The sequence below is a fragment of the Serratia rubidaea genome (assembly GCF_016026735.1).
In the GTDB taxonomy this organism is placed as follows: domain Bacteria; phylum Pseudomonadota; class Gammaproteobacteria; order Enterobacterales; family Enterobacteriaceae; genus Serratia_B; species Serratia_B rubidaea.
Genome location: NZ_CP065640.1, coordinates 2,538,536 through 2,563,950, shown reverse-complemented (window position 1 = coordinate 2,563,950; position 25,415 = coordinate 2,538,536). Strand labels below are relative to the sequence as shown.

Annotated in this window: 25 protein-coding genes; 7 read left to right on the top strand and 18 right to left on the bottom strand. The window is 61.6% G+C overall.

The features are described 5' to 3' along the window. Positions 1-341: 341 nt before the first annotated feature. From I6G83_RS11905 to phoB, 4 genes are all read right to left on the bottom strand, one after another. The gene (locus tag I6G83_RS11905) at positions 342-1,448 is read right to left on the bottom strand and encodes a cobalamin-independent methionine synthase II family protein (RefSeq protein ID WP_054306854.1); all 1,107 of its coding nucleotides are present in this window, start codon (positions 1,446-1,448) and stop codon (positions 342-344) included. A 231-nt stretch (positions 1,449-1,679) separates the two neighbouring features. Continuing rightward, the gene (locus I6G83_RS11900) at positions 1,680-2,615 is read right to left on the bottom strand and encodes a PstS family phosphate ABC transporter substrate-binding protein (RefSeq protein ID WP_054306853.1); all 936 of its coding nucleotides are present in this window, start codon (positions 2,613-2,615) and stop codon (positions 1,680-1,682) included. Positions 2,616-2,631: 16 nt separating this feature from the next. Beyond that, positions 2,632-3,948, bottom strand: a complete 1,317-nt coding sequence (gene phoR, locus I6G83_RS11895; protein WP_054306852.1) for a phosphate regulon sensor histidine kinase PhoR — start codon at positions 3,946-3,948, stop codon at positions 2,632-2,634. A gap of 24 nt (positions 3,949-3,972) precedes the next feature. Continuing rightward, positions 3,973-4,662 (bottom strand): phosphate response regulator transcription factor PhoB, encoded by a 690-nt coding sequence (gene phoB / locus I6G83_RS11890; protein WP_015671148.1) that lies wholly within the window; start codon positions 4,660-4,662, stop codon positions 3,973-3,975. A 254-nt stretch (positions 4,663-4,916) separates the two neighbouring features. Here phoB and sbcD point away from each other — a divergent pair, with 254 nt between their 5' ends. Together sbcD and sbcC are read left to right on the top strand one after the other, a co-directional pair. Then, positions 4,917-6,143, top strand: coding sequence for an exonuclease subunit SbcD (gene sbcD, locus I6G83_RS11885; RefSeq protein ID WP_054306851.1), 1,227 nt, complete (start codon positions 4,917-4,919; stop codon positions 6,141-6,143). Then, positions 6,140-9,394 carry an exonuclease subunit SbcC gene (gene sbcC, locus I6G83_RS11880; RefSeq protein ID WP_062779212.1) on the top strand — a complete coding sequence of 1,085 codons (3,255 nt, stop codon included), beginning with the start codon at positions 6,140-6,142 and terminating at the stop codon, positions 9,392-9,394. The genes sbcD and sbcC overlap by 4 nt, the downstream gene beginning before the upstream one ends. Before the next feature lie 33 nt (positions 9,395-9,427). Here the strand turns inward: sbcC and mak are convergent, their stop codons facing one another. Further along, positions 9,428-10,336 carry a fructokinase gene (gene mak, locus I6G83_RS11875; RefSeq protein ID WP_054306573.1) on the bottom strand — a complete coding sequence of 303 codons (909 nt, stop codon included), beginning with the start codon at positions 10,334-10,336 and terminating at the stop codon, positions 9,428-9,430. Positions 10,337-10,510: 174 nt separating this feature from the next. Here mak and rdgC point away from each other — a divergent pair, with 174 nt between their 5' ends. After that, entirely contained in the window at positions 10,511-11,422 is a 912-nt protein-coding gene (rdgC, locus tag I6G83_RS11870; RefSeq protein ID WP_054306572.1) for a recombination-associated protein RdgC, read from the top strand. Between the two features lie 43 nt (positions 11,423-11,465). On the opposite strand, the gene ppnP is transcribed toward rdgC, so the two are convergent. Together ppnP and I6G83_RS11860 are read right to left on the bottom strand one after the other, a co-directional pair. Beyond that, positions 11,466-11,756: a pyrimidine/purine nucleoside phosphorylase gene (ppnP, locus tag I6G83_RS11865; RefSeq protein WP_015671143.1), complete on the bottom strand. Its 291-nt coding sequence runs from the start codon at positions 11,754-11,756 to the stop codon at positions 11,466-11,468. Positions 11,757-11,862: 106 nt separating this feature from the next. Beyond that, a complete protein-coding gene (locus I6G83_RS11860; protein WP_054306571.1) occupies positions 11,863-12,261 on the bottom strand; it encodes a nuclear transport factor 2 family protein in 399 nt (132 codons plus the stop codon). A gap of 100 nt (positions 12,262-12,361) precedes the next feature. Between I6G83_RS11860 and I6G83_RS11855 the strand changes: the two genes are divergently transcribed. Continuing rightward, positions 12,362-13,096 carry a helix-turn-helix domain-containing protein gene (locus I6G83_RS11855; RefSeq protein WP_128144309.1) on the top strand — a complete coding sequence of 245 codons (735 nt, stop codon included), beginning with the start codon at positions 12,362-12,364 and terminating at the stop codon, positions 13,094-13,096. Positions 13,097-13,102: 6 nt separating this feature from the next. Here I6G83_RS11855 and aroL read toward each other — a convergent pair whose 3' ends face one another. The 7 genes from aroL to I6G83_RS11820 form a co-directional block, all read right to left on the bottom strand. Continuing rightward, on the bottom strand, positions 13,103-13,630 hold the full coding sequence (gene aroL, locus I6G83_RS11850) for a shikimate kinase AroL (protein ID WP_054306569.1): 528 nt from the start codon (positions 13,628-13,630) through the stop codon (positions 13,103-13,105). A gap of 76 nt (positions 13,631-13,706) precedes the next feature. Beyond that, the gene (locus I6G83_RS11845) at positions 13,707-14,222 is read right to left on the bottom strand and encodes a GNAT family N-acetyltransferase (protein ID WP_054306568.1); all 516 of its coding nucleotides are present in this window, start codon (positions 14,220-14,222) and stop codon (positions 13,707-13,709) included. 34 nt (positions 14,223-14,256) lie between these two features. Continuing rightward, positions 14,257-16,380 carry a TonB-dependent siderophore receptor gene (locus tag I6G83_RS11840; protein WP_054306567.1) on the bottom strand — a complete coding sequence of 708 codons (2,124 nt, stop codon included), beginning with the start codon at positions 16,378-16,380 and terminating at the stop codon, positions 14,257-14,259. After that, positions 16,373-17,491 carry an ABC transporter substrate-binding protein gene (locus I6G83_RS11835; protein ID WP_054306566.1) on the bottom strand — a complete coding sequence of 373 codons (1,119 nt, stop codon included), beginning with the start codon at positions 17,489-17,491 and terminating at the stop codon, positions 16,373-16,375. The genes I6G83_RS11840 and I6G83_RS11835 overlap by 8 nt, the downstream gene beginning before the upstream one ends. Positions 17,492-17,676: 185 nt before the next feature. Continuing rightward, a complete protein-coding gene (locus I6G83_RS11830; RefSeq protein ID WP_054306565.1) occupies positions 17,677-18,234 on the bottom strand; it encodes a class I SAM-dependent methyltransferase in 558 nt (185 codons plus the stop codon). 196 nt (positions 18,235-18,430) lie between these two features. Then, positions 18,431-18,715 (bottom strand): YdgH/BhsA/McbA family protein, encoded by a 285-nt coding sequence (locus I6G83_RS11825; RefSeq protein ID WP_054306564.1) that lies wholly within the window; start codon positions 18,713-18,715, stop codon positions 18,431-18,433. Positions 18,716-18,996: 281 nt separating this feature from the next. Beyond that, positions 18,997-19,752 carry a nucleoside phosphorylase gene (locus tag I6G83_RS11820; RefSeq protein WP_054306563.1) on the bottom strand — a complete coding sequence of 252 codons (756 nt, stop codon included), beginning with the start codon at positions 19,750-19,752 and terminating at the stop codon, positions 18,997-18,999. A 357-nt stretch (positions 19,753-20,109) separates the two neighbouring features. Between I6G83_RS11820 and aqpZ the strand changes: the two genes are divergently transcribed. After that, positions 20,110-20,805 carry an aquaporin Z gene (gene aqpZ / locus I6G83_RS11815; RefSeq protein WP_054306562.1) on the top strand — a complete coding sequence of 232 codons (696 nt, stop codon included), beginning with the start codon at positions 20,110-20,112 and terminating at the stop codon, positions 20,803-20,805. Positions 20,806-20,934: 129 nt separating this feature from the next. Here the strand turns inward: aqpZ and I6G83_RS11810 are convergent, their stop codons facing one another. Further along, positions 20,935-21,702: a class I SAM-dependent methyltransferase gene (locus I6G83_RS11810; protein ID WP_054306561.1), complete on the bottom strand. Its 768-nt coding sequence runs from the start codon at positions 21,700-21,702 to the stop codon at positions 20,935-20,937. Positions 21,703-21,803: 101 nt separating this feature from the next. Between I6G83_RS11810 and I6G83_RS11805 the strand changes: the two genes are divergently transcribed. Both I6G83_RS11805 and I6G83_RS11800 read left to right on the top strand, forming a co-directional pair. Continuing rightward, positions 21,804-22,589, top strand: a complete 786-nt coding sequence (locus I6G83_RS11805) for a helix-turn-helix transcriptional regulator (RefSeq protein WP_054306560.1) — start codon at positions 21,804-21,806, stop codon at positions 22,587-22,589. A 104-nt stretch (positions 22,590-22,693) separates the two neighbouring features. Then, the gene (locus I6G83_RS11800; protein ID WP_054306559.1) at positions 22,694-23,437 is read left to right on the top strand and encodes a DUF2076 domain-containing protein; all 744 of its coding nucleotides are present in this window, start codon (positions 22,694-22,696) and stop codon (positions 23,435-23,437) included. A 130-nt stretch (positions 23,438-23,567) separates the two neighbouring features. Here I6G83_RS11800 and I6G83_RS11795 read toward each other — a convergent pair whose 3' ends face one another. From I6G83_RS11795 to I6G83_RS11785, 3 genes are all read right to left on the bottom strand, one after another. Further along, positions 23,568-23,825, bottom strand: a complete 258-nt coding sequence (locus I6G83_RS11795) for a hypothetical protein (protein WP_054306558.1) — start codon at positions 23,823-23,825, stop codon at positions 23,568-23,570. Between the two features lie 138 nt (positions 23,826-23,963). Further along, entirely contained in the window at positions 23,964-24,281 is a 318-nt protein-coding gene (locus I6G83_RS11790) for a hypothetical protein (RefSeq protein WP_054306557.1), read from the bottom strand. Positions 24,282-24,484: 203 nt separating this feature from the next. Then, complete coding sequence (locus tag I6G83_RS11785; RefSeq protein ID WP_054306556.1) at positions 24,485-25,366, bottom strand: pirin family protein; 882 nt, start codon at positions 25,364-25,366, stop codon at positions 24,485-24,487. Positions 25,367-25,415: the final 49 nt, after the last annotated feature.

Here is a 25,415-nt window from a genome sequence, read left to right as displayed (position 1 = left end):
GAAAACGCAGACCGCTCGGGCGTTTTGTCCTTATGCAAAATTGACCACTCTTGAAGATGGGCAGAATGTTAGAAGTTATAAAATGGAGGATTAGTCCAACAACGGAGGGTAAGTAAAACGTTTATAGCGCCAAAAGGCAAGGCTCACGGGGAAATGCAGAGCGATCGACCAGATAAATATTCATCACCAGTCGATCGCACCAGTCTTCAGGAAATATGCCCTACATGATTTGTATCATTTTTAACCAACACGCTCACAAAACGTGAAGCATTGCGGGTTAAACCGCGCGAAAACGCCAATATCAGCGGCATTTCCGCGCAGAACAAACGGGCGGCCGGCGGTTACCAGACCTGGCCGGCAATGCTGACCACGCTGCTCAGTTTATCCCACTGCTGCTGCTCGCTCAGGCTGTTGCCCTCTTCAGTCGAGGCGAAGCCGCACTGGGTGCTCAGGCACAGCTGCTCAGGGGCGACGTACTGCGCCGCTTCCTGCAGACGCTGCTTAACCTGCTCCGGGTTTTCCAGCTCGCCGTCTTTGGTGGTGATCAGCCCCAACACCACTTTTTGCTGGCCGGGCTTGATAAAGCGCAGCGGTTCGAAGCCGCCGGAACGCTCGTTATCGTACTCCAGGAAGAAGGCGTCGATATTCACCTGGCCAAACAGGATCTCCGCCACCGGCTCATAGCCCCCCTCCGAGATCCAGGTGGAGCGGAAGTTGCCGCGGCAGACGTGCAGCCCGATGGTCAGATCGTCCGGCTTACCGGCGATCGCCGTATTCAGCACGTCGGCATAGATGCGCGCCAACTGGTCGGGATCTTCGCCGCGCTCGCGGATCTGGCGGCGCTGATCGTCAGAACAGAGGTAGGCCCACACCGTATCGTCCAGCTGCAGGTAGCGGCAGCCAGCGTCATAAAACGCCCGGATCGCATCGCGATAGGTTTGCGCCAGATCGGCAAAGTAAGCATCCAGCTGCGGATAGACCGCGCTGTCGATCGCCTGACGCCCGCCGCGAAAATGCAGCACGCTCGGGCTGGGAATGGTCATCTTCGGCTGCGCATCGCCGGCAATCTGCTGCAGGAAACGAAAATCCGCCAGCATCGGGTGCTGCGGGTTAAAGCCCAGCTTGCCCGTCACCTTGATGCTGCGCGCCTTGGTCTGCACGCCGTTGAACTGGATGCCCTGTTCGGCATCGTAACCCTGCACGCCGTCCAGCCCCTCAAGAAAATCAAAATGCCACCAGGCGCGGCGAAACTCACCGTCGGTCACCACCGCCAGCCCCAGCTGACGCTGTTTGTCCACCGCCTGGCGGATCTGCTCGTCTTCCACCGACCGCAGCTGCGCCGCATCAATCTCACCGCGCTGAAACTGCTGACGCGCGCTTTTCAGCGCCGCAGGACGTAATAAACTGCCGACAACGTCAGCGTGAACGGCATGATTGCAATTGCACATCTTTTCCACTCCCGGAGTCCGACAGATGCAGAGCGTGCGCCCGCCGGAATGATTTACACATTAAATGATTACGCTGGGTTACAATTGGACATCCAGACGTCTAAATAGCTAAAATCATCCTGTCATGGGTGATACCCGGCGGCAATGGAGAAATTTTCATGGGTGTTGAAATAAATTCATGATGACGGGCATGCCCCGGCCGCAGTACCCGGCGTACGGCGGCGGAGGCGGCTACTTCAGCCCCAATTCAAGGCGGGTTTTACGCAGGGTTTCCGGCGACAGCGGCAGATAACCGTCCTGATTCACCAGCGCCTGCCCCTGCGCGGACAGCACCCGGTCAAGAAACGCCGCCGTCAGCGGCTCCAGCGGCCGCTGCGGCGCTTTGTTGATGTAGATATACAGATAGCGCGCCAGCGGATAGCTGCCGTTGCGCACGTTGGCGACGCTGGGCGGCACGTAGCGATCGCCCCGCTCCGCCAGCGGCAACAGTCGGACGCCGCTGGCGCGAAAACCGATGCTGGCGTAGCCGATGCTGTTCAGCGACCCGGACACCGCCTGCACCACCGACGCCGAGCCGGGCAGCTCGTTCACCCGCGCCATAAAGTCGCCGCCGCACAGCGCGCGCAGTTTGAAATAGCCGTAGGTGCCGGAAGCCGAGTTGCGGCCAAAGCGCTGAATGCTGCGCTGCGCCCAGGCGCCCGGCAGCGCCAGCTGGCCCCAGTTGTCCAGCGCCGCAGCGGCGCCGCAGCGGCGAGTGGCGGAGAAAATCTGATCCAGTTGGCCAAGGTTCAGCCCCGGCAGCGGGTTGTCCTGATGCACCAGCACCACCAGCGCATCCACCGCCACCGGCACCGCCAGCGGCGCATAGCCGTAGCGCTGCTCAAACGCCGCCAGCTCCGCCGCCTTCATCGGCCGGCTCATCGGCCCCAGCTGCGCGGCGCCGGCGGCCAGCGCCGTCGGCGCGGTCGATGAACCGGCGGCCTGCATCTGCAGGTTGATATTCGGGTAGTGCTGGCTGAAATCCTGCGCCCACAGCGACATCAGGTTCGCCAGCGTGTCGGAACCGACGCTGGAAAGATTGCCGGACAGCATGCCGTCCGGCTGCGCCCGCAGGCCGAAGCTGCACAGTAACAGCAGGCAGAGCCCTATCCCTCGGGTCAGTCGCATAGCGGTGCCTCACACATTAATTGTTCAGCGCATTCTCTGACAAAGCGCCCGGTACAATCAACCGGTTAGGCAGGGTAAAGATAAAGCGGGTGCCGCTGCCCGGCTCGCTGAGCACCTCCAGGCGCGCATCGTGATGGCTGAGGGCGTGCTTGACGATCGCCAGCCCCAGCCCGCTGCCGCCGGTCTGCCGCGAACGCGCCTTGTCCACGCGGTAAAAGCGCTCGGTCAGGCGCGGCAGGTGCTCGGCGGCGATGCCCGGCCCGTTGTCGCTGACCTGGAACTGCGCCCCCTGCGGCGTCCGCTGCCAGCTTACCTCGATATACGTGCCTGCCGGCGTGTGATTCACCGCGTTATACACCAGGTTGGACACCGCGCTGCGCAGCTGGTCATCGTTGCCGTAGACCTTCAGCGCCTCGTTAACGCGGAAACGAATCTCATGCCGGCCGCCGCTGAGCGACTGCGCCTCACGCTGCAGCACTCGCAGCATCAGGGGCACGTCCACCGTCTCATTCATCTCGACAATCGGCGCCGCCTCGATGCGCGACAGCGTCAGCAGCTGCTTCACCAGCCCGTCCATGCGCCGGGTTTGCTCCTGCATGGTGGCCAGCGCCTTGCCGCGCAGCGAACCGTCCGGCTCGTCGTCGCCCATCATTTCCAGATAGCCCTGCAGCACGGTCAGCGGCGTGCGCAGCTCGTGGCTGACGTTGGCGAAGAAGTTGCGCCGCGCCCCTTCCAGCTGGCGCATCTGCGTCACGTCGCGCGCCACCATCAGCAGCTGCCCTTCCGAATACGGCATTACGCGGAATTCCACGTAGTGCTCATTATTCAGCTGCAGCGTCAGGGGTTTATCAAAGGACTGCTGTTGCAGATAGTGGCTGAATTCCGGGTAGCGCAGCAGGTTGAGAATATGCTGGCCGTTATCCTCCGGCCAGCGAAAGCCGAGCAGATGCTGCGCCAGCCCGTTGCACCAGAAAATATTGCCCTCTTCGGTGGTCATCACCACCGCATCCGGCAGCGATTCGGCACCGCTGCGAAAGCGTTTGATCAACAGCGCCAGTTCGCGCCGCCGCCGGCGGTTGCGCTGCTGCATCTGGTACAGGCCGTAAAACAGCGGCTCCCAGCTCCAGCGGCCCGGCGGCGGCGTCATGCTGCGGTCGACCCACAGCCAGTGGGACAGCTTCAGCTGGTTGTAGAAGTTCCAGCCCAGCGCCGCCAGCACGGCGATCAGCAGTAACCAGGGGAGATAGCCGAAAATCAGCCCCAACAGCAGGGCAGGCAGGCAAAAAAGGGCCAGCTCAAGAGCCAGCCTTTTCCAGGAAAGGCGTTCTAGCACGGCATGCTCTCCGACGCGGCGCGGTTAATAGCGCGTTGAAAAGCGGTAACCTGTGCCGCGAACGGTTTGAACCATTTTGTCATGACCACTGCTCTCCAACGCCTTGCGCAGCCGGCGGATATGCACATCAACGGTGCGGTCTTCCACATAAACGTTAGTGCCCCAGACGTGATTAAGCAACTGTTCGCGGCTGTAAACGCGCTCCGGGTGGGTCATAAAGAAATGCAGCAGTTTGAATTCGGTGGGCCCCATATCCAGCGGCTGTTCATTGGCCATCACCCGGTGCGATGACGGGTCGAGACTCAGCCCCTGCATCTCGATCACCTCTTCCACCGCCATCGGTGAAATACGGCGCATCACCGCCTTGATGCGCGCCACCAGCTCCTTCGGTGAGAACGGTTTGGTGATGTAATCGTCGGCGCCGACTTCCAGGCCGCGCACCCGGTCTTCCTCTTCGCCGCGCGCCGTCAGCATCATCACCGGAATGTCGCGGGTCAGCGCTTCGCGCTTCATATGTTTGATAAATTGAATGCCGGAACCGCCGGGTAACATCCAGTCCAGCAACACTAAATCGGGGAACGGCTCAGACAGGCGCGTTACGGCACTGTCATAATCTTCGGCTTCCAACGGTTGGTAACCATTCTGTTCCAACACAAAGCACACCATCTCGCGAATCGGCGCTTCGTCTTCCACCACCAGTATGCGTCTTGCCATCGTCAATCCTGCCAATGTGTTAGCGTTCACAATTTGTTTGCGGGCGCCATTATGCGTCAGTTTTGTGACAGATTTATGAAATTAACCACTCAGTAACATTCACAATATAAATGATTCTTACCATGGCGGGCGCGTAACCGCCGGAATAGATAGAAATAGCATATTTTTACCCGCCAACCCGTATAATCATCGTCAACGTTTTACCGCCGCCGCGTTTCGCCCCGGCCAAACGGCGGCCTATTCCCGGGAGAGTCATGCGCCTGATACACACCTCTGACTGGCATTTGGGTCAGTACTTTTTCACCAAAAGCCGCGCCGCCGAGCATCAGGCATTTCTGCGCTGGCTGATTGCGCAGATCGAACAGCACCAGGTGGACGCGTTGATCGTCGCCGGCGACCTGTTTGATACCGGTTCGCCGCCGAGCTACGCGCGCGAACTGTACAACCGCTTTGTGGTGGAACTGCAGCAGACCGGCTGCCAGCTGGTGGTGCTGGGCGGCAACCACGACTCCGTGGCGACGCTGAATGAATCCCGCGAGCTGCTCTCCTGTCTGAATACCACCGTGATCGCCAACGCGCAGCCCGACGCCGGGCAGCAGATCGTGACGCTTAATCGACGCGACGGCCAGCCCGGCGCGCTGCTGTGCGCCATCCCGTTCCTGCGTCCGCGCGATTTGCTGACCAGCCGCGCCGGCGAATCCGGCACGCAGAAGCAGCAGGCGCTGCAGGAAGCCATCGCCGACCATTATCAGGCGCTGTATCAGGCGGCCTGCGCGCAGCGCGAGGCGCTCGGCCTGACGCTGCCGATCGTCGCCACCGGCCACCTGACCACCGTCGGCGTCACCACCTCGGATTCGGTGCGCGATATCTATATCGGCACGCTGGACGCCTTCCCGGCGCAGGCCTTTCCGCCGGCGGACTATATCGCCCTGGGGCATATCCACCGGGCGCAGCAGGTGGCCAAAAGCGAGCATATCCGCTACAGCGGCTCGCCGATCCCGCTCAGCTTTGACGAGCTGGGCAACGCCAAAAGCGTGTTTATGGTCGACTTCGCCGACGGCGGGCTGCAGCAGGTCACCCCGCTGCCCGTCCCGCTCTTCCAGCCGATGCAGCTGATCAAGGGCGATCTGGCGCAGATCGAACGGCAGCTGCAGCAGTTTGCCGATTATCAGGGCGAGCTGCCGGTATGGCTGGATATTGAGGTGGCGACGCAGGATTATCTCAGCGATATTCAGCGCCGTATCCAGGCGCTGGCAGATAACCTGCCGGTGGAAGTGGTGCTGCTGCGGCGCAGCAAGGAGCAGCGCCGTCAGGCCATTGAGCAACAGGATAAAGAGACGTTGAACGAACTGAGCGTGGACGAGGTGTTTGAACGCCGGCTGGCGCAGGAAAGCGAACTGGAAGAGGCGCGGCGCGGCCGGATGCGCGACATGTTCCGCCAGACGGTGAACGCGCTGCAGGATGAGGAGCCATCGGCATGAAAATTCTGAGCCTGCGGCTGAAAAACCTCAACTCGCTGCAGGGCGAGTGGAAAATAGACTTCAGCGCCGAGCCGTTCGCCAGCAACGGCCTGTTCGCCATCACCGGCCCGACCGGCGCCGGTAAAACCACCCTGCTCGACGCCGTCTGTCTGGCGCTGTATCACCAGACGCCGCGGCTGCACGTCTCCCCCAGCCAGAACGATCTGATGACGCGCCACACCGCCGAATCGCTGGCCGAGGTGGAGTTCGAGGTCAAGGGCGTCGGCTACCGCGCCTTCTGGAGCCAGCGCCGGGCCAAAAACGATCCGAACGGCAATCTGCAGGCGCCGAAGGTCGAACTGGCGCTGCTGGCGGACGGCAAGATCGTCGCCGACAAGGTGCGCGACAAACTGGAGGCGGTCGCCGCCATCACCGGCCTCGACTTCGGCCGCTTTACCAAATCGATGATGCTGTCGCAGGGGCAGTTCGCCGCCTTCCTCAACGCCGACGCCAACGACCGCGCCGAGCTGCTGGAGGAGTTAACCGGCACCGAAATCTACGGCCGGCTGTCCGAGCGGGTGTTCGAACAGCATAAACAGGCCAAACTGGAGCTGGACGCGCTGCACCAGCGCGCCAGCGGCATTGAGCTGCTGAGTGACGAACAGCGCCAGCAGCTGGACACGCAGCTCGAGGCGCTGCGTCAGGAAGAGACAACGCTTAATCAGCGCGATGAACAGCAGCGGCAGACGCTGGGCTGGCTGCAGCAGTGGCAGCGCCTGCAACAGCAGCGACAGCAGGGCCAGCAGCGCTTACAGGTGCTGCAGCAGGAGCAGGAACAGGCCGAACCGCAGCTGCAGACGCTGGCGCGCAGCGAACCCGCCGAGCGGCTGCGTCCGCTGCACAATGAGCGCCAGCGCTGCCGCGATGAGCTGCAGGCGTCGCAGCAGCAGCTGACCCGGCTCGACCAGCAGCTACAGCAACAGACCGCACAGCTGGCGCCGCTGCAGCAGGCGCTGGAGCAGGTGCGCGCCGAACAGCAGAAACAGGCGGAGCACCGCCAGCAACAGCAGCAGCTGATCGACGAACAGGTGCTGCCGCTCGATCACCAGATCGCACAACTGAGCAAAAGCCGCGCTGAACTGCAGCAGAACCGCGACGAGGCCGTGCGCCAGTGCGGGCAACAACAACAGACGCTGGAGGCGCTGCGCGCCGAACGCGCCCAGCTGGCGACGCAGGCCGAACAGCATCAGACGCAGCTGAGCGCCCTGACCCAGGCGCTCGCCGCGCAGCAGCAGCAACAGAGCGCGCTGGAGGCCGAAACGCCGCTGGCCGCCCTGCGCCAGCGCCAGCAGCAGCTGAGCGATCTGCGCCCGACGCGCCAACAGCTGGCGACCCTGTCGTCGCTGGCGCAGCAGCTCGACCAGCGGCTGACGCAGCAGCGGCAGGAACTGCTCGCCGGTCAGCAACAATTGCAACAGCTGGCGCCGCAGTTAGAGCAGGCCAGACAGCAGTATCAGCAACATAAAACCTTGCAGGCGGAGGTGGAAAAAACCCTCGAGCTTGAGCAGCGCATCGTCAGCCTGGAAGCCGAACGCGCCCGGCTGCAGACCGGCGCGCCCTGCCCGCTGTGCGGCTCCACCGAACATCCGGCCGTCACCGAGTACCAGACGCTCAACCCGTCGGCCAGCGCCCGGCGTCTTGATGAACTACGCCAGCAGACCGAGACGCTGTATAAAAGCGGCGTCGAACTGCGCGCCCGTCACGACGGCCTGCAGCAACAACAACAGCGCCAGCAGCAGGCGCTGGAGCAGGACGAGCAGCAGCTGGCGGCCCACCGGCAGCGCTGGAGCGCCCTGACCGCCGAACTGGCGTTTGATTTCGATTTGCAGGAGAGCGAACGCCTGCAGCAGTGGCTAAGCGACTGCGACCGCGAAGAGCGGGAAGGCCAGCAGCACCTCAGCCGACATGAGCAGGCGGCACAGGCGGTACAGCAGGCCAAAGACGCGCTGAGCGCGCTGCAGAGCGCGCAGCAACAGGCGCAGCAGCAGACGGCGCTGCTGAATGAACGCCTGACGCTGCTGGACAAACAGTATGCCGACGCCCGGCAGCAGCAACAGCGTCTGCAGCAGCAGTGGCAGGACAACGAGGAGCAGCTTGTCGCCCAACAACGGCAGCGGCAGGCGCTGTTTGGCGAGCAGCAGGTGGCGCAGGCGCGCGAACAGCTGCGCGTCCGGCAGGCGGCCTGCGAACTGGCCAGCCAGCAGGCCGCCGAACGCTGGCAGCAGGCGCAGGAGCAGCGCGAACGCCTGAACGGTCAGTTGGCGGGGCTGCAGCAACAGCTGGCGCAGCAAACGCAGCGCGCCGAGCAGGCGCAGCAGCGCTGGCAGCAGGCGCTGGACGCCAGTGAATTTACCGATGACGCCGCCTTCCAGGCCGCCCTGCTGGACGATGGGCAGCGTCAGCAGCTACAGCAGTTGAAAGAGCAGCTGCAGCAGCGTCAGGTGGAAGCCCGCGCGTTGCTGGCGCAGGCCGAGCAGGCGCTGGAGCAGCACCGACAGCAGCGCCCGCCGCAGGCGGATGAAGAGCACGCCGATCTGGAGGCGCTGGCGCAGCAGCAGCAGGCGCTGACGCAACAGCTGAAGACGCTGCAGCTGCGTCAGGGCGAGCTGCGCAACCAGCTCACCAGCGACGCCGAGCGCCGCGGCAACCAGCAGGCGCTGTTCGCGCAAATCGCCCAAAGCCAGCGGCAGTATGACGACTGGAGCTATCTCAACCAGCTGATCGGCTCAAAAGAAGGCGACAAGTTCCGCAAGTTCGCCCAGGGGCTGACGCTCGATCACCTGGTCTATCTGGCGAACAACCAGCTCAGCCGCCTGCACGGCCGCTATCTGCTGCAGCGGAAAAACAGCGATGCGCTGGAGCTGCTGGTGGTGGATACCTGGCAGGCGGACGCGCAGCGCGATACCCGCACGCTGTCCGGCGGCGAAAGCTTCCTGGTCAGCCTGGCGCTGGCGTTGGCGCTGTCCGATCTGGTGAGCCATAAAACCAGCATCGATTCGCTGTTCCTCGACGAGGGCTTCGGTACGCTGGATGCGGAGACGCTGGACACCGCGCTGGACGCGCTCGACAGCCTTAACGCCTCCGGCAAAACCATCGGCGTGATCAGTCACGTTGAGGCGATGAAAGAGCGCATTCCGGTGCAGATAAAAGTGAAGAAGGTCAACGGACTGGGCATCAGCCGGCTGGAGCCGCAGTACCGCGTCGAGGGTTAAGTATACGCCGGGGCGGCGTCGCCCCGGTGATCATTACTGCTGCGGCCACAGCCAGGCGGCGCCGCGCACCCCGCTGGAATCACCGTGCACCGCCTTACGGATCGGCGTGGCGAACTCGCCGCCGAATACCCACTCGCTGACCTTCTGCGGTACCTGCCGGTACAGCCGTTCGACGTTGCTCATGCCGCCGCCCAGCACGATCACATCCGGATCGAACAGATTAACCGCATGCGCCAGCGACTTCGCCAGGCGCTGCTCATAACGGGCGATCGCCCGCTCGGCGATCGGATCCTGCTGCGCCGCCAGCGCCATGATCGCCTCCCCTTTCAGGGCGTTGCCGCTCAGGCGCGCGTAATCGGCGGCGAAGCCGGTGCCGGAGATAAAGGTTTCGATACAGCCGGACTTGCCGCAGTAGCAGGGCACTTCATCGCGAAAGCGCAGTTCATCCTCATCCGGCCAGGGCAGCGAATTATGCCCCCACTCGCCGGCGATGCCGTTGCCGCCGGCGTGCGCCTTGCCGTTAATCGCCACGCCGGCGCCGCAGCCGGTGCCGATAATCACCGCAAACACCACCGCCTTGCCCGCGCCGGCGCCGTCGGTGGCTTCCGATACCGCCAGGCAGTTGGCGTCATTCGCCAGCCGCACCTCGCGCTGCAGCAGCGCCGACAGATCTTTATCCAGCGGTTTACCGTTCAGCCAGGTGGAGTTGGCGTTTTTCACCAGGCCGGTAAACGGCGACAGCGTGCCGGGGATGCCGACGCCCACCGTGCCGCGTTCGCCGGTGTGCGTTTCCGCCAGCTGCACCAGCCCGGCGATGGCCTGCAGCGTCTGCGCATAGTCATCGCGCGGCGTGGCGATGCGGTGACGAAACCGCTCGCTGCCGTCGTCCGCCAGCGCAATCACTTCAACCTTGGTGCCCCCTAAATCAATGCCAATACGCACTCTTTTCTCCTTCTGTACGGCGCGATCGTTTTTTGCTGCCACCGAGTGTGCCGCAATACGGATCCGCGCGCAAATCAGAGGAAGCAGGCGATTTTTCAGCGCCGATTGGGTATCATGCCGCCCTGCTTTTGATGAACCAGCGTGCGAACGGCACGCCCAGTCAGGGATAACATTATGCTGTGGTTTAAGAATTTGATGGTTTACCGTTTGAGCCGCGACGTTGCGCTAAATGCGGATGAAATGGAAAAACAGCTCAGCGCCTTTTCCTTTACGCCGTGCGGCAGTCAGGATATGGCGAAAACCGGCTGGGTCTCCCCAATGGGCTCGCACAGCGACGCGCTGACGCACGTGGTCAACGGCCAGATTATCATCTGCGCGCGTAAAGAAGAGAAGATCCTGCCCTCGCCGGTGATCAAACAGGCGCTGCAGGCGAAGATCGACCAATTGGAAAGCGAACAGCACCGCAAGCTGAAGAAGACCGAAAAGGACGCGCTGAAGGACGAAGTGCTGCACAGCCTGCTGCCGCGCGCCTTCAGCCGCTTTAACCAGACCTTTATGTGGATCGACACCGTCAACGGCCTGATTATGGTCGACGCCGCCAGCGCCAAGCGCGCGGAAGACACCCTGGCGCTGCTGCGCAAAAGCCTCGGCTCGCTGCCGGTGGTGCCGCTGACGATGGAAAGCCCGATCGAACTGACGCTGACCGAATGGGTGCGCTCCGGCGAACTGCCGACCGGTTTCGCCATTCAGGACGAAGCGGAGCTGAAGGCGATTCTGGAAGAGGGCGGCGTAATCCGCTGCAAGAAACAGAACCTGATCAGCGACGAGATCGCCGTGCATATTGAGGCCGGCAAGCTGGTGACCAAGCTGGCGGTCGACTGGCAGGAGCGTATTCAATTGGTAATTGCCGACGACGGCTCTATCAAGCGCCTGAAGTTTGCCGATGCGCTGCGCGAGCAGAACGACGACATCGACCGCGACGACTTCGCCCAGCGTTTCGACGCCGACTTTATTCTGATGACCAGCGAACTGGCGGCGCTGATCCAGAACCTGATCGAAGCCCTCGGCGGCGAAGCCCAGCGCTAAGCCCGTAAACAACCAGGGCGCTGTCGCCAGCGCCCTGCTCTTACTACTTGCTCAAATAGCGGCACAAATAGGCCGTGGCGTCCGCCACCTGCACGTTGAACTCGCTGTGGCCCGGCACAAAGAACTTCTCACCCGGCATAAACACCTGCCAGTCCGGCGCGCCCGGCAGCAGCACCCGCAACGCCCCGGTAATCACCGTCATCTCTTCCGGCTGATTGGTGCCGAAGGTGTACTCCCCTTCTTCCATCACCCCAACGCTGGTACGACCGATGCTGCTACTGTCAAAACCGATCGATTTCACTTTTCCGGCAAAATACTCACTTACATTCAGCATAGACTGGCACCCGCGTAGTTATCCGTATTGGAAACTCCATATTGGGGCATCGCCCGGCGGCTGTCACTGCTTTTCCCGCTAAAATGCGATCGTTATGCGCCGTCGCTCAATAGCGGCCGCCGAGATCGCGATCGGCATGCTCGCCCGATAGCTGACGCGTCAGTTCATCGCAGGCGATAATCTTGCCGTCGCGCAGCGTGAAATGCGCCATCACCTGGATTTCGCTGCGCGCGCCGTCGCATTTTTCCACCTCGACCCGGTGATGGCTCAGCACGCTGTTTCCCTGCGCCGCCAGCGCCTGCACCTGTAGCGTCATCCGCCGGGTAATCTGCTTGAGCAACGCCATATGGCTGACGAACTGCTGATAGTCCAACGATTTTCCGTCCACCGTTTGCCGGTAGTCGTCGGCGAAAAACTCGGCGATCACCGCCGGCTGATGCAGCGGCTGCGCCACCACCTGCTGCAGCGCCTGCAGCACGATATCTTGCGGGGTTAATTGCGTCATTATGGCTCTCCGTCAGAGGAATCAGGCTGAATTCTAGCCGGCGCAGCCCGTGGCGTGATAACCTGATTAAGCCTAAATATAACGTTAATCGGCCAATATCATGATCCTGCACGGCATACCGTTATCTCACCCCAACCGCCACCTTACCCCCTGGCACCAGCATGATGACGGGCAGATTTACCTGCTGACGCACGGCGCTATCGCGCTGGAAACCGAGCAGCGCCAGTGGGCGATGACCGCCGGCACGCTCGGCTGGCTGCCGCCGCGCTGCCGCCATCAGGCGCAGTCCTGCGGGCAGGTGGAGGGATGGCTGCTGTTTCTGTCGCCGGCAACCTGCCGCCCTCTGCCCGGCAACGCGCGGCTGCTGGCCGCCAGCGGCCTGGCGCAGGCGCTGGTGGCGCGCATCGCCGGTTTGCCGCCGTCGCCGTTACGGGCGCCGCAGCGACGCATGGTGCAGGTGTTGTTGGATGAAATGCAGGGGGAAGAAGAAACGGCGCTACAGCTGCCGATGCCGCAGGATGCGCGGCTGTTAAAGATCGCCCGCGCGCTGCTGGATGACCCCGCCAGCACGCGGCGGCAGAGCGAATGGGCCAGCTGGGCCGGCATCAGCGTGCGCAGCCTCAGCCGGCTGTTTATGGCGCAGACCGGCATCGGCTTTGCCCGCTGGCGTCAGCAGGCGCGCATCATTCGCTCGCTGGAAGCGCTGTCGCGCGGGACGCCGGTCGCCAGCGTCGCCGCCGACTGCGGCTATGACAACGTCAGCGCCTATATCGCCGCCTTCCGCCGCCATTTCGGCGTCACGCCCGGCGGCTATTTTGCCGCACCGCCCGCCTAACGGCGTCTATTTCACCGCCTCCTGCAGGCGCAGCATCTCCAGGATTTGCGCCACCACCCCGTGCGGATCCTGCGCGGCGTCCAGCACATGGTGCGCCGTCTCCTGATACAGTGCTTCACGCGCGGCCAGCACCTCCAGCATCTCTTCGGCGATCGGCCGGCCGGTCAGGGTCGGGCGCTGCGCGTCCTGCGGAAACGCCTCCAGCCGCTGCGCCAGCACTTCCGCCGGCGCGCGCAGGTAGATCACCGTGCCGTGCTGCCGCATAAAGCGGCGGTTCTCCTCCGCCAGCACCGCGCCGCCGCCGGTGGCAATAATGGTTGACGGTTTGGTCACCGCCTGCAGGGCGAGGCTTTCACGGCGGCGAAATCCCTGCCAGCCCTCTTGGGCCACGATCTCGGCGACGCTCATCTGCGTCGTCTGATGCATAAACAGATCGATATCAATAAAGCGATAGTCCATCGCCTGCGCCAGCGCGCTCCCCACGGTAGTTTTTCCTGCTCCACGAGCGCCTACCATGAAAATGGTTTGTGTCATTACGGCTGTACCCTATACGGTGACTGAGTGGCGGTGCTGTTGTGCATCATACCGCCCGCTGCGTGTATTTCAATCTTTACAACAGTGTAAATTTCATCGCACAGCGGCTGCCAAGCGGCAGCCCGTGCTCGGCCTCAACGGCCATCTGTTCGCGCAGACGCGGCGACAGCGCCACCGTGGGGATAATTTCAAACCCCAGCCGCTGGTAATACGGCGCATTCCACGGCACGTTGCGAAACGTGGTCAGCGTCAGCTGACGGACGCCCTGGTGGCCGGCACAGTCGGCCACCGCTACGATCAGCCGGCGTCCGATGCCGCGCCGCTGATGCTCGGCCGCCACCGACAGCTCGGCGATGTGCCACTCTGTCCCGTCGCGCCGTACGGCGATAAAACCGGCGATCGCCGCGCCGTCCTGCGCCAGCCATACGCCCTCTTCGGCAATCAGCGCCGCATGCTGCGCCGCCGACATAATGTCGTCATCGGCAATAAACGCCCACTGCGGCAGCTGGCGGAACAGCGCCGCCGCCGAACGTTCCGCCGCCATCATCGCATCGATATCCGCAGGCTGCGCCAGACGAATCGTCACGCTCATCACACTCTCCTTAACCGCCGGCCGTCGGGCCGGTTTAAAAATCTACGCTGGCGCGCAACACCACCTCGCGGGGTTCGCCGACCGCTACCCGCAGGTTGCCGCCGCTGGACGGGTAATAGGTTTTGTCGAACAGATTATTGACGTTCAGCTGCCATTTTACCCGATAGCCGTGCAGCGGCATGCTGTAGGCGGCAAAGGCGTCGGCCACGGTGTAATTGTCCAGATAGAAGCTGTTGGCGGCATCGCCCGGCCGGCGGCCGACATAGCGCGCCCCGGCGCCGACGCGCAGCTCATCGCCGCTGTACAGCCCCGTCGACCCCAGATTCTGCGTCAGGAACAGCGAAGCGGTGTGGCGCGCCACGTTGGCCATCTCTTTGCCTTTGTTAGCCGGGTCATCCACCACCCGCGCGTCGGTATAGGCGTAGGCGCCGATCAGGCTGAGGCTGTCGGTAATATTGCCGGCCACGTCCAGCTCGACCCCCTGCGACCGCACGCGCCCGGCGGTGCGGGTGACGCTTTCACCGTCCACCAGCTCGCTGACCATCACGTTGCGCTTGGTGATATCAAACAGCGCCAGCGTGCCGGTAATGCCGTTCGGCAAGGCGACCTTACCGCCCATCTCCCAGGATTTCCCCTGCTCCGGCGGCAGCGAGCCAATCTGGGTGGCGATGGAGGAGTTAGGCTTAAAGGACTCGGTATAGCTGCCGTACAGCGAGACGTACGGCGTCAGCTTGTACACCACGCCGGCGCGCGGCACCAGTTTCGCGTCCGAGCTGTCGGTATTGACGTTAAACGGCCGCCCTTTGCCGGCATACACGTCAAACGTATCGTAGCGCAGCCCGCCCATCAGCAGCCAGTTATCGGTCAGTTGCACGGAATCTTGCATAAACCAGCCATAGCTGGTCAGGTTTTCCCGCTGGTCGCTGTCTTTGGCGCTGACCGCCGTCGAAGGCGGCATCTGGCCGTATACCGGATCATAGATATTGAAATCGCTGTTTTTGCTGCCGCGGATCATATCGCCGCGGTAGGTGCGGCTGTCTTCAAAATCGAAGCCGAACAGCAGCTGATGGTTGATCCGCCCCCAGTCCACATCGCCGTTCAGCGTCAGCTGCACCGCGTTGGCATGGCTGACCGCATGGGCGGTAGCGTCCGCCTGACGCGTCAGCGTGCCGCTCTCCGGGTCCAGCTTGGTGGCGCGCGCCTGATTGTCGCTGTAGCTGTTGCGGTTATAGGCGTAGGTCAGCGAGCTTTTCCAGCGATCGTTCAGCACCTGATCGATCTGCAGCGTCACGCTGTCCTGATCGCCGCGGGTGGCGTTGTAGGCCTCATCGAAGCGGCGATCGCGCGGCGTATTCACCGGCTTGCCGGTGCGCGAATCGATAATGGTGCCGCGGTCGAACGGCGTCAGGTACTCCATATGCTCATACGCCAGGCGCACCGTGGTGCTTTCGCCGTACCACATCAGCGACGGCGCGATGGTCGTCTGGCGGTTGCGGCCGAAATTGCGCCAGTAATCGGTTTCATCATGGTCGACGATCATCCGATAGGCGAAGCCTGAGGTGCCCAGCGGGCCGGTCACGTCCAGCTGGCCGCCGCCGCCCTTGAAGCTGCTGCCCCAGCCTTCCACGTGCGTATGCTGCTGCAGCTGCGGCTTTTTACTGATCATATTGATCATGCCGCCCGGCTCGCCCATGCCGTACAGCATCGACGCCGGCCCCTTCAGCACCTCAACCCGTTCGGTGGTCGGGGTAAAGTTGCGCGCCTGAACGGAACGCACGCCGTCGCGCAGAATGGAGCCGTCGCGGTTGTCGCCAAAGCCGCGCTTCATCACCGCGTCCTGCGTACCGCCCAACGTATTGCTCTGGGTAATGCCGCTGACGTTGTACAGCGCCTCATCCAGGCTGCTGACCGCCCGATCGGTCAGCACCTGCGTCGGCACCACGTCAACCGCCTGCGGCACGTTCAGCAGGCTGGTTTCGCTGCGGGTGCCGGTGACGCTGGTCAACGGCTGATAACTTTCGGCGGCCGGCGTCCGACCGCTGCCAATGACCAGCATCGTCTCTGATTTATCGTTCGGGGTTTCGGCCCCGACGGCCGGCCATACGCTGCCGGCCGCCAGCGGAATGGCGCACAGCCAGCCGCGTTGATAGTTATTCACCTGTTAACTGACTCCAATAGGTCCCTGAAAATGGCAGCGGCAAAAATTGCTGGTAAAGCTGCTGAAAAGTGTGTTGCGGATCGAGATCGGCAAACAGCTGCGGATAAAACGCCTTGGCAAACATCTCGACCGCCACCACGTGGTACGGGCTGAGATAAAAGTTGTGCCAAATGCTCCAGGCCCGCTGGTTTTTTACCGCGTTCAGCCCGGCGATCATCGGTTGTTGTTGCATCAGGCGGCGGAAGCTGTCGTCCGCCTGCTGACGGCTGACCTGCGGCCCCAACAGCAGATCGGAATAGCGTTTGCCCTGCACGCCGGCCATGCCGGTGGCCAGATACACGTCGGGGTTGGCGGTGAGCAGCGTTTCCGGGTTCAGTTCGCCGTACACGCCCTTGATGCTGGCGTTGGCGATGTTCTCGCCGCCAGCAAAGGTCACCAGATCTCCCAGGTTGCCGTGCGCGGCGGTGGTGCAGCAGGTGTCGCGCCGGCCAAGGTGCAGATGCAGCATCACTTTAGGCCGTTCGCCGTGATAGGCGGCCAGCCGCTCGCGGACCGCCGTCATATGCTGCTGATAGAAGGTGATAAACGCCTCGGCGCGCGCCTGACGATTAAGCAGTTCCCCCAGCAGGCGCACGCTCGGCACGGTGTTATGCAGCAGGTCGATACGCAGATCGACATACACCACCGGGATCCCGGCCTTGCCCAGGGCCGACACCAGCTGCGCCTGATCGCCGTCCTCGCGCGCATAGCGCGCCAGGATCACCAGATCCGGCCGCAGCTGGATCAGCCGCTCAGGGTTGATCTGGCGAAAGTTGTCGCCGCTGATCGTCGGGATCTGCGCCATATGCGGGAATTTCTGGCTGTACAGCTGCCAGCTCTGGGCGTCATAGCGCGCCAGATCGCGCGGCCAGCCCACCACGCGCCGGGCCGGATCCCCCGTCTCCAGCAGCGCCAGGGTATACAGCATGCGGCTTTCCCCCAGCACGATGCGCTGCGGGTTATCGGGCACGTCAACGCGACGGCCCAGAATATCCGTCACCGTTTTCGCCTGGGCGCAGGACAGCACGGAAAACAGCAGGGAAGCCAGTAACAACAGAAAGGATTTACGCATGATGGTGCCGGAAAGGAAAAATATCCACGCATGATAATCACTCTCATTATCAGTTTCAATCGTTCGCCAGCGGTATGGCGTGAAACAGCGTGATTTTTCAGTTTTCCGGCTAAAACGCCGAAAACCCGCAGGAAACGGCGTTTAAAAAGTTAAAAAAGTGGCGGCGTCAGCAGCGAATCAGCCGTTTAACGCGGGGTGCAGACGTACACCAGCGCCGGCGGGAAATTACGCACCACGCGCTGCTTCTTCCAGTGGAAATAGCGCGACAGCAGCTTTTCCGACAGGTGGCTGTACTGGAACAGCACCAGCGTGCCGTTGCGCCCCTGCAGATTCTCCCGCGCCTGCTGCAGAATGCGCATGCTGATCCTGAGCGGTATCGACAGCAGCGGCAGGCAGGAGAAAATCACATCGTACTCCCGCTCCAGCTTTTCCGCCGACTGCGCCATCACCTGCAGGCGCGGCTCCTCAATCTGCTGCAGCCGCCGGACAAAGTTCGGCTGGATTTCATAGGCGTCCAACCCGGCGTCGGCGCGCATCCGGCCGATAATACGCTTGGTCAGCACGCCGTCGGCCGCGCCCAGTTCGGCGATGGACAGCGTCCGGGTCCATTCGATCTGATCCAGCATTGCCTGGCACAGCCAGGGCGAGGATGGCGCCAGCGTGCCGACGGTGCGCGGCGAGGCCATAAACTGCTGGATATAGGAAAAGCGGTGTTTCAGTTGCAGCCGTGTCGCATTGATCATTCGAGGCTCCTTAACATGAACCCCTTAATCTGGGCGGAAAAGCTTAAAGATTCATTAATACCATTCCGAAAGCGGGCGCTACAGTTGTAATAAAATGCAACAGCAATAAAAAAACGGCGGCGATCGCGATCGGCCAGCCGGCGCCCTATCGCCGGCTGCGGACCCGTTCACCGCCGCCTTGTCATGCCATTAGCGCTTAGCGGTAGATTTCCGCATTGCCACGCCACAGGCTGGAATCCCCCGGCGTGTCGAGACCGATAATGCGGTAGTGGGAAGCGCCCTGATCTGCGGCTTTTTCCTGCAGCTTCCTGACCGCGTCATCCGACGTGCCGGCCACGCCGGACACCGAAACCGCGCCCAGGCTCTGCAAGCCGGCAGCCTGCTGGTTATTGACCGCCGTAACGCTGAGCGGCGCGGCAAGCGCAGAAAATGATGCGCCGGCCAGCAGTGCAGCTGTGAGGTAAGAATAAAGGTATTTCATGATGGCTCCTGTTGCTTATTGGTTATTTATTTCATCGCAACGTTAATTATCTGTCGCCCGATGAAAACGGACGTCATGCAATGTAAAGAAGCTCAATCATTGTGAGAGGATTAAGGAGAATCTGTAGCGGGAGATAAACGGAGACGCGCAGCAGGCTGCGCTACAACCAACATAGCGCAGCCTGCGCGTGAATAAAACGGCGACTATTCCTAATCGCCGTGCGGCGGCGACAAAAAGCGCCGGCGTAACCGGCGCGTATCAGAACGCGCGATGCCGCCGCGTTATTTCCCGCACTGTTTATCCATCGCGATCAGAATCTTGATCGCTTCACAGGCGGTATCGATCGCCTTCGCCACCTCGGCGGCCTGATCCGGCGCATCCGAGAACGCCATCACGCCGGACGCGCGGCAGCCGCGAATCGAGGAAATAACAAAAATAGCCGCCGACTCCATCTCGGAACACATCACGTTGGCGCGCTGCCAGATTTTCTGCCGCGCCTGCCACAGCTCGCCCGCCGGCACCGCGTCAGGGAACACCTGGGTGTAGAACGAATCTTTCGAGTGCGTGATGCCCTCCAGGAAGCGGTAGCCCAGCGTGTCCGCCGCCTCGGCCAGCGCCTGCACCACCCGCCGGTCGGCAACCGCCGGGTATTCAATCGGTAAATATTGCGTAGTGGTGCCTTCATCGCGGATCGCCGCCGTGACGATCGTGCCGGAAACGCCGCCGTCATGCGCCGGCGCGGCCACCCGGCCGGCGGTGCCGACGCGGATAAAAGTATCGGCCCCGGCGGCGATCAACTCTTCAACGGCGATAGCCGTCGACGGACAGCCCATACCGGTTGAGGTGACCGACACCTTTTCGCCGTTTAACGTCCCCGTCCAGGTTTTATGCTCGCGCTGATGGGCCACCAACCGCGGATTATCCAGGCTCTGCGCAATGGTATCGGTGCGGAACGGGTCCCCCGGCAGCAGCACATAACGCCCGACGTCCCCTTCCTTCAGGCCAATATGGTAAAAAACGTCACCCTTTTTATACATATTATTATCCTTCGTCGGTTTTTTATTATCTGGGCGACTATTCTGCCGGCTGAATTCGCCGGGTGTATTGATCTGCTTTCCACAATACGATTTTTATCCCCCCTGACGCCGCACGCGGAGATTTAACCATCAACCACAGGGAATAGTCTGAGTATTTCTCAGCGTAAAGAATGACAATTACGGGTTAATGGCCGTAATCCTATTTTTTACATGGACAAAAGCGCACGGCGGAGATTTAATAGCGCGCGCGTTTAAATACCCATAAAGAAAATGGTCAAAACGTCCGCGACAAATTAAAAAGGTGTTCTATAGTTTTTAGTGCTAACAGCCGTTAGCTATCCCGATAGGATGGAGTCTATGTTAAAGCGATTCTTTGCCGAATTTTTTGGCACATTTTGGTTGGTGTTTGGCGGTTGCGGCAGTGCCGTATTAGCTGCAGCCTTTCCTGAATTAGGCATCGGTTTTGCCGGCGTGGCGCTGGCATTTGGTTTAACCGTTGTCACCATGGCTTATGCCGTTGGCCATATTTCCGGCGGACACTTTAACCCGGCGGTCACCGTAGGCTTATTTGCCGGCGGCCGTTTCCCGGCAAAAGACGTTATCCCGTATATCATTGCTCAAGTCATCGGCGCTATTGCCGCTGCCGCCGCGCTGTATTTTATTGCCAGCGGTAAAGCGGATTTCGATGCCACCGCCAGCGGTCTGGCCTCCAACGGCTTCGGCGAACATTCGCCGGGCGGTTATTCCCTGCAGGCGGCGATCGTGATTGAATTATTATTAACCGCCTTCTTCCTGATTATTATCCACGGCGCCACGGACAAACGCGCACCGGCAGGTTTCGCGCCGCTGGCCATCGGTCTGGCGCTGACCCTGATTCACCTGATCAGCATTCCGGTCACCAATACCTCGGTCAACCCGGCGCGTAGTACCGGCGTCGCGATTTTCCAGGGAACCTGGGCGCTGGAACAGCTGTGGGTATTCTGGCTGGTGCCGCTTGCCGGCGGTATTATCGGCGGCCTGATTTACCGCTGCCTGCTGGAAGAGAAGCAATAAGCACGACGTTAATCCGTCGGTGTATACCCGTCCTACTTCAAGCTGCAGGTGCGTTGGCTGTAACTCGAAGTATTTAGGGTATAAATGACAAATACGCGTAAGGCTGCCATCACCGGCAGCCTTATTTTTTTAACCGCGTCGCGCCACCAGCATCATAATATCGCTGGTAAAGGTTCCGTCCGGCTGAATGGCGAAGTGCCTGACCACCTCTTCGGACATACTCCGCTGGAATTCCCGGATGGCGGCCACCAGCGTCTCCGGCGTACGCATCCGCGCCACCCAGCTGCCGAACTCCAGCGGCAGACGGTCGGCGGTGACCTCTTCCACCAGCAGCCCTGCCGCCGTCAGCATACCTGTCCACTCACCCGGCGCGTAGTTGCGCACGTGCGAGGTATCACGCAGCGCCTCAACGGTCTGCAGATAGATATCCAGCAACGGGTGCCCCGGCGAAACCACATCCATCATGATCGCCCGGCCGCCCGGCTTCAGCACCCGCTTCACTTCACGCAGCGCCTGTCCGACATCGTGCCAGTGGTGCGCCGAATAGCGGCTAATCACCAGGTCAAATTCACCGTCGGCAAAGGGCAGCGTCTCCGCCATGCCCTGCTGCGTCTGAATATTGTCCAGCCCCCGCGCCTGCGCCGCCTGCGCCACTACCGCCAGCATCTGCGCCGACAGGTCGTAGGCCACCACCTGCGCCACCTGCGCGGCCGCGGTAAAACTGGCGTGCCCGGCGCCGCAGCCCAGATCCAGCACCCGCGCCTGCGGGTACGCCGCCAGCAGCTGGCCCAGCCGTTGCAAATCATTGCCCTGCGCATGCACCGCGCTGGTTAAATAGGCGTTTGCCTGCGCGCCAAACTGGCGGTCGACGACATCATGGTGATTGTTATTGCTCATAACGGCTCCTGACGGGTTGTGAATCACTGTCAGCGACTATAATCTGCTTACTATACGGGTACAATATAAGCATTTATCCTGGTATAAGAAGGTACCATGCTATGACATCAGAAGCCTTGTCAGGCCCGAAGGCCTTAGGCGCATTCCTGCGCGCCCACCGGGAACGCATCACGCCGGAGATGATCGGCCTGCCCAGTTCACCGCGCCGCCGCACCAGCGGCCTGCGGCGGGAAGAGCTGGCGCAAATCAGCGGCATCAGCGCCACCTGGTATACCTGGATTGAGCAGGGGCGCGAAGTGTCGATTTCCCCGCATACGCTGGCGCGCATCGCCAAGGCGCTGCGTCTGGGCCATGCGGAGCGCCACTACCTGTTTACCCTGGCGCGCGTGGCCGACCCGCAGCAGACGCCGCAGCAGGACGGCGTCAACCAGCTGCTGTTGCACAGCGTAAACGCGGTAACGGTTCCCTGCTATCTGCTGGACATAACCTGGAATGTGCTGGCCTGGAACGCCGAAGCGCAGGCGCTGTTTGCCGGCTGGCTGGGCCAGGAAAGCCAGCCGAATCTGCTGCACTTTATGTTCTTCCATCCGCTGGCGAAAACCCTGGTTGATGACTGGCCGGATCGCGCCCGCCGCGTGGTGGCGGAATTCCGGGCGGAAACCAGCCATCACCAGAGCAGCGAGACGATGCGTGCTTTTGTGCGCCAGATGACGCACCACAGCGAGGATTTCAACCATTGGTGGCAACAGCATGACGTGATGGCGCGCGCCGGCGGGGAGCGCAGTTTCCACCATGCGGATCGGGGCCTGGTGTGCTACCGGCAGCTGACCCTGCACCCGGCGGAAAACGGCGCGCTGAAGCTGGTGATGCTGATGCCGCAGCCGTAATTGGTAACAAATTTGCAGCCAGCTTTACCGACGTGCTATTTATTGCCGCCGCTAAAGCGGCTAACGTGACAACGATTAACCTCTATTTTTCCTGGAGTCATCCGATGCAATCAGAAGAACAACGCCTTATCGACAGTCTGTTCGGCCGCCTGAAAGAGGCCGAAACCAAGACGGGACAACGGGATGCTCGGGCAGAACAGCAAATCAAGCAGCACCTGAGCGAGCAGCCCGCCGCGCCTTACTATATGGCGCAGGCGATCATTATTCAGGAAGCGGCGCTGAAACAGCTGGACCAGCGGGTCAAAGAGCTGGAAGGCCAAATCGCCCAGCTGCAGCAAAATGGCGCCGGCCAGCAGAGCAGCGGCGGTTTTCTCGCCGGCCTGTTCGGCGGCCGCAGCGCTCCCAGCCCGCAGGCGCAGGCTCAGGCGCGCCAGCAGAACAACGCCGCGTGGAATAATCAGCCGCAGGGCGGCTATGCCCCACAGCAGCAGCCGCAACAGGCTGCGCCGTCGCGCGCCGGCAGTTTCCTCGGTGGCGCGCTGCAGACCGCCGCAGGGGTGGCCGGCGGCGTGATGCTGGCAGATATGCTGACCGGCATGTTCCGCCATACCCAGCCGGAAGAGATTGTGAACATCATTAATGAAACGCCCGCCGACGATGCGCAGAACGCCGCGCTGCAGGATGACAGTGCGATGCGTGAGTTTGATGCGTCCAATAACCTCGACACCTTTAACAACGGTGACGGCAGCTTCCTGTCACAGGACAGCGGCTGGCAGAATGCCGATTATCAGAGCGATGACTTCGCCGACGATGACGGCTTCAGCGATGATGATGATTCATTTCTTTAACGATTAACGCCGCCCGTGATGCCAGCCAGCGCCGTCTGTCTGGCATTTTTATTGCCTGGCGTACAGGGGGCGGTCAGATGCGCAGCACGCCGGGGCGGATAGCAGCCCGCCGGCGCGATAGGAGTGAGGATTACTGCGGAACTTCGTCCGTTTCAATACGCGCCAGCGCGCGACGGTAGGACTTAACCTTCTGGCGCTTTTTCAGCCAAATGGTGGTGGAGACCAAAAACATGGCGCCGGACATGGCCAGTACGCCGGTCGGATGGCCGTAAAAGACCATTAAAACAAAATATACCGCCGAAACAATCGCTACCCACTTCGCCACATTACCGATGGCGTGTTTCTCCTGACTTTGGCGACGAATATACTCTTCTTCACTGATTCCCATATGCCTCTCCTTTTATCGTCGAATCATCATTATATGGGGATCAACTGCTGTAATTTCAAGCAGATTCTACGTAAAGAAGCGTAAACGAGAGCAGTCTGAAGGTAGGCCGACCGGGCTATTCCGGCCGGCTTGGTCGTGTTAAGGGGCAGGCGGCGCCGGCGGGTGATCCGGCAGTTCCACCACCGACACGCGCACTTCGTAGCGTTTGGCTTTGCCCGCCGGAATCACCGAGGTCAGCTTATTGATGGTTTCCGTCGGGTTATCGCTCAGCGACGAGGCGCAAAACAGCTCACCGCCGTGGCAGAAGCCAGGCATCGGATGCGGCCCCGGGAAAGGCGGGTGCCCTTTCCCCGCTATCTGCGGCGCAGGCGCCTCCTTGGCAGGCGGTGCCGATATCGCGCCGCTGCTGAACAATACCGCGGCGGCCAGCGCCAGGATCCTTAATTGCATTTTCACTCTACCACTCCTTTTTGAACGGGAACGTCCCCAACCTACTCCACGCCGATACGCCGAGAAAGCGGCTTTTCGCTACCTTTTCACCGCGTTGCGATTCACTTACATCCCGCAGAATTATGTAAGCAAAATGTCTATCGCGCCAATAAAAAACCGGTCAGCATACGCTGACCGGCAAGAGGGCGAAATAAGCGGTTATTTCAACGTTACGGCTGTGTTTCCACCGGCGGCATAACGCCAAACTCGCCGCTGTTGAAGTCATGAAACGCCTGCTGGATCTCCGCTTCGCTGTTCATTACAAACGGGCCGTAACCGACGATCGGTTCATCAATCGGCTCCCCGCTGAGCAGCAGCAGACTCACGTCGTTGTTCGCCTCAATGGTGAAACTGTCGCCGGCGCGATCCAGCCGCACCATCTGGGTTTCACGAACGATCTGCTCATCGTTGACCAGCACCGCGCCGTGCAGGATCACCAGCGCCAGCGTATGGCCTTCCGGCACCGTCAGCTGCGTGCGGTGGCCGGCGTTCAACGTCATATCCCAGACGTTCAGCGGGCTGAAGGTGCGCGCCGGGCCGTCGTGGCCGGCAAAATGACCGGCGATCACCCGCACCTGACCGGCGCCGTCCGCCAGCGGAACCTGCGGAATGGCCTGGTTCAGCAGCGTCTGATAACCCGGCGCCGCCATTTTGTCTTTGGCCGGCAGGTTCACCCACAGCTGCACCATTTCAACGGTGCCGCCGCGGCGGGAAAACGCCGTGGAGTGGAACTCTTCATGCAAAATGCCGGAGGCCGCCGTCATCCACTGCACATCGCCGGGGCCAATCACCCCGCCGCCGCCGGTAGAGTCGCGGTGTTCCACTTCGCCCTGATAGACGATGGTCACGGTTTCGAACCCGCGGTGCGGATGCTGGCCAACGCCGCGCCGCCCGGTGGTTTCACGAAACTTGGTCGGCGCCGCATGATCCAGCAGCAGGAACGGGCTCATTTCGCTTCCCAGCTCGTTATACGAGAACAGGGAATTGACCAGAAAACCGTTGCCGACCCAGTGCGCCTGCGGGCTGTCATACACGCCAAGGATCTTTTTCATCACATTTCTCCCGTTGCGGACCTCACGGCCCTACTTGATGACGACAGTG

Coding starts and splice junctions, on each gene's coding strand:
- I6G83_RS11905 (WP_054306854.1), bottom strand. CDS start 1,448: ATGTGCAATTGCAATCATGCCGTTCACGCTGACGTTGTCGGCAGTTTA.
- I6G83_RS11900 (WP_054306853.1), bottom strand. CDS start 2,615: ATGCGACTGACCCGAGGGATAGGGCTCTGCCTGCTGTTACTGTGCAGC.
- phoB (WP_015671148.1), bottom strand. CDS start 4,662: ATGGCAAGACGCATACTGGTGGTGGAAGACGAAGCGCCGATTCGCGAG.
- sbcD (WP_054306851.1), top strand. CDS start 4,917: ATGCGCCTGATACACACCTCTGACTGGCATTTGGGTCAGTACTTTTTC.
- sbcC (WP_062779212.1), top strand. CDS start 6,140: ATGAAAATTCTGAGCCTGCGGCTGAAAAACCTCAACTCGCTGCAGGGC.
- rdgC (WP_054306572.1), top strand. CDS start 10,511: ATGCTGTGGTTTAAGAATTTGATGGTTTACCGTTTGAGCCGCGACGTT.
- ppnP (WP_015671143.1), bottom strand. CDS start 11,756: ATGCTGAATGTAAGTGAGTATTTTGCCGGAAAAGTGAAATCGATCGGT.
- I6G83_RS11860 (WP_054306571.1), bottom strand. CDS start 12,261: ATGACGCAATTAACCCCGCAAGATATCGTGCTGCAGGCGCTGCAGCAG.
- I6G83_RS11855 (WP_128144309.1), top strand. CDS start 12,362: ATGATCCTGCACGGCATACCGTTATCTCACCCCAACCGCCACCTTACC.
- aroL (WP_054306569.1), bottom strand. CDS start 13,630: ATGACACAAACCATTTTCATGGTAGGCGCTCGTGGAGCAGGAAAAACT.
- I6G83_RS11845 (WP_054306568.1), bottom strand. CDS start 14,222: ATGAGCGTGACGATTCGTCTGGCGCAGCCTGCGGATATCGATGCGATG.
- I6G83_RS11835 (WP_054306566.1), bottom strand. CDS start 17,491: ATGCGTAAATCCTTTCTGTTGTTACTGGCTTCCCTGCTGTTTTCCGTG.
- I6G83_RS11830 (WP_054306565.1), bottom strand. CDS start 18,234: ATGATCAATGCGACACGGCTGCAACTGAAACACCGCTTTTCCTATATC.
- I6G83_RS11825 (WP_054306564.1), bottom strand. CDS start 18,715: ATGAAATACCTTTATTCTTACCTCACAGCTGCACTGCTGGCCGGCGCA.
- I6G83_RS11820 (WP_054306563.1), bottom strand. CDS start 19,752: ATGTATAAAAAGGGTGACGTTTTTTACCATATTGGCCTGAAGGAAGGG.
- aqpZ (WP_054306562.1), top strand. CDS start 20,110: ATGTTAAAGCGATTCTTTGCCGAATTTTTTGGCACATTTTGGTTGGTG.
- I6G83_RS11810 (WP_054306561.1), bottom strand. CDS start 21,702: ATGAGCAATAACAATCACCATGATGTCGTCGACCGCCAGTTTGGCGCG.
- I6G83_RS11805 (WP_054306560.1), top strand. CDS start 21,804: ATGACATCAGAAGCCTTGTCAGGCCCGAAGGCCTTAGGCGCATTCCTG.
- I6G83_RS11800 (WP_054306559.1), top strand. CDS start 22,694: ATGCAATCAGAAGAACAACGCCTTATCGACAGTCTGTTCGGCCGCCTG.
- I6G83_RS11795 (WP_054306558.1), bottom strand. CDS start 23,825: ATGGGAATCAGTGAAGAAGAGTATATTCGTCGCCAAAGTCAGGAGAAA.
- I6G83_RS11785 (WP_054306556.1), bottom strand. CDS start 25,366: ATGAAAAAGATCCTTGGCGTGTATGACAGCCCGCAGGCGCACTGGGTC.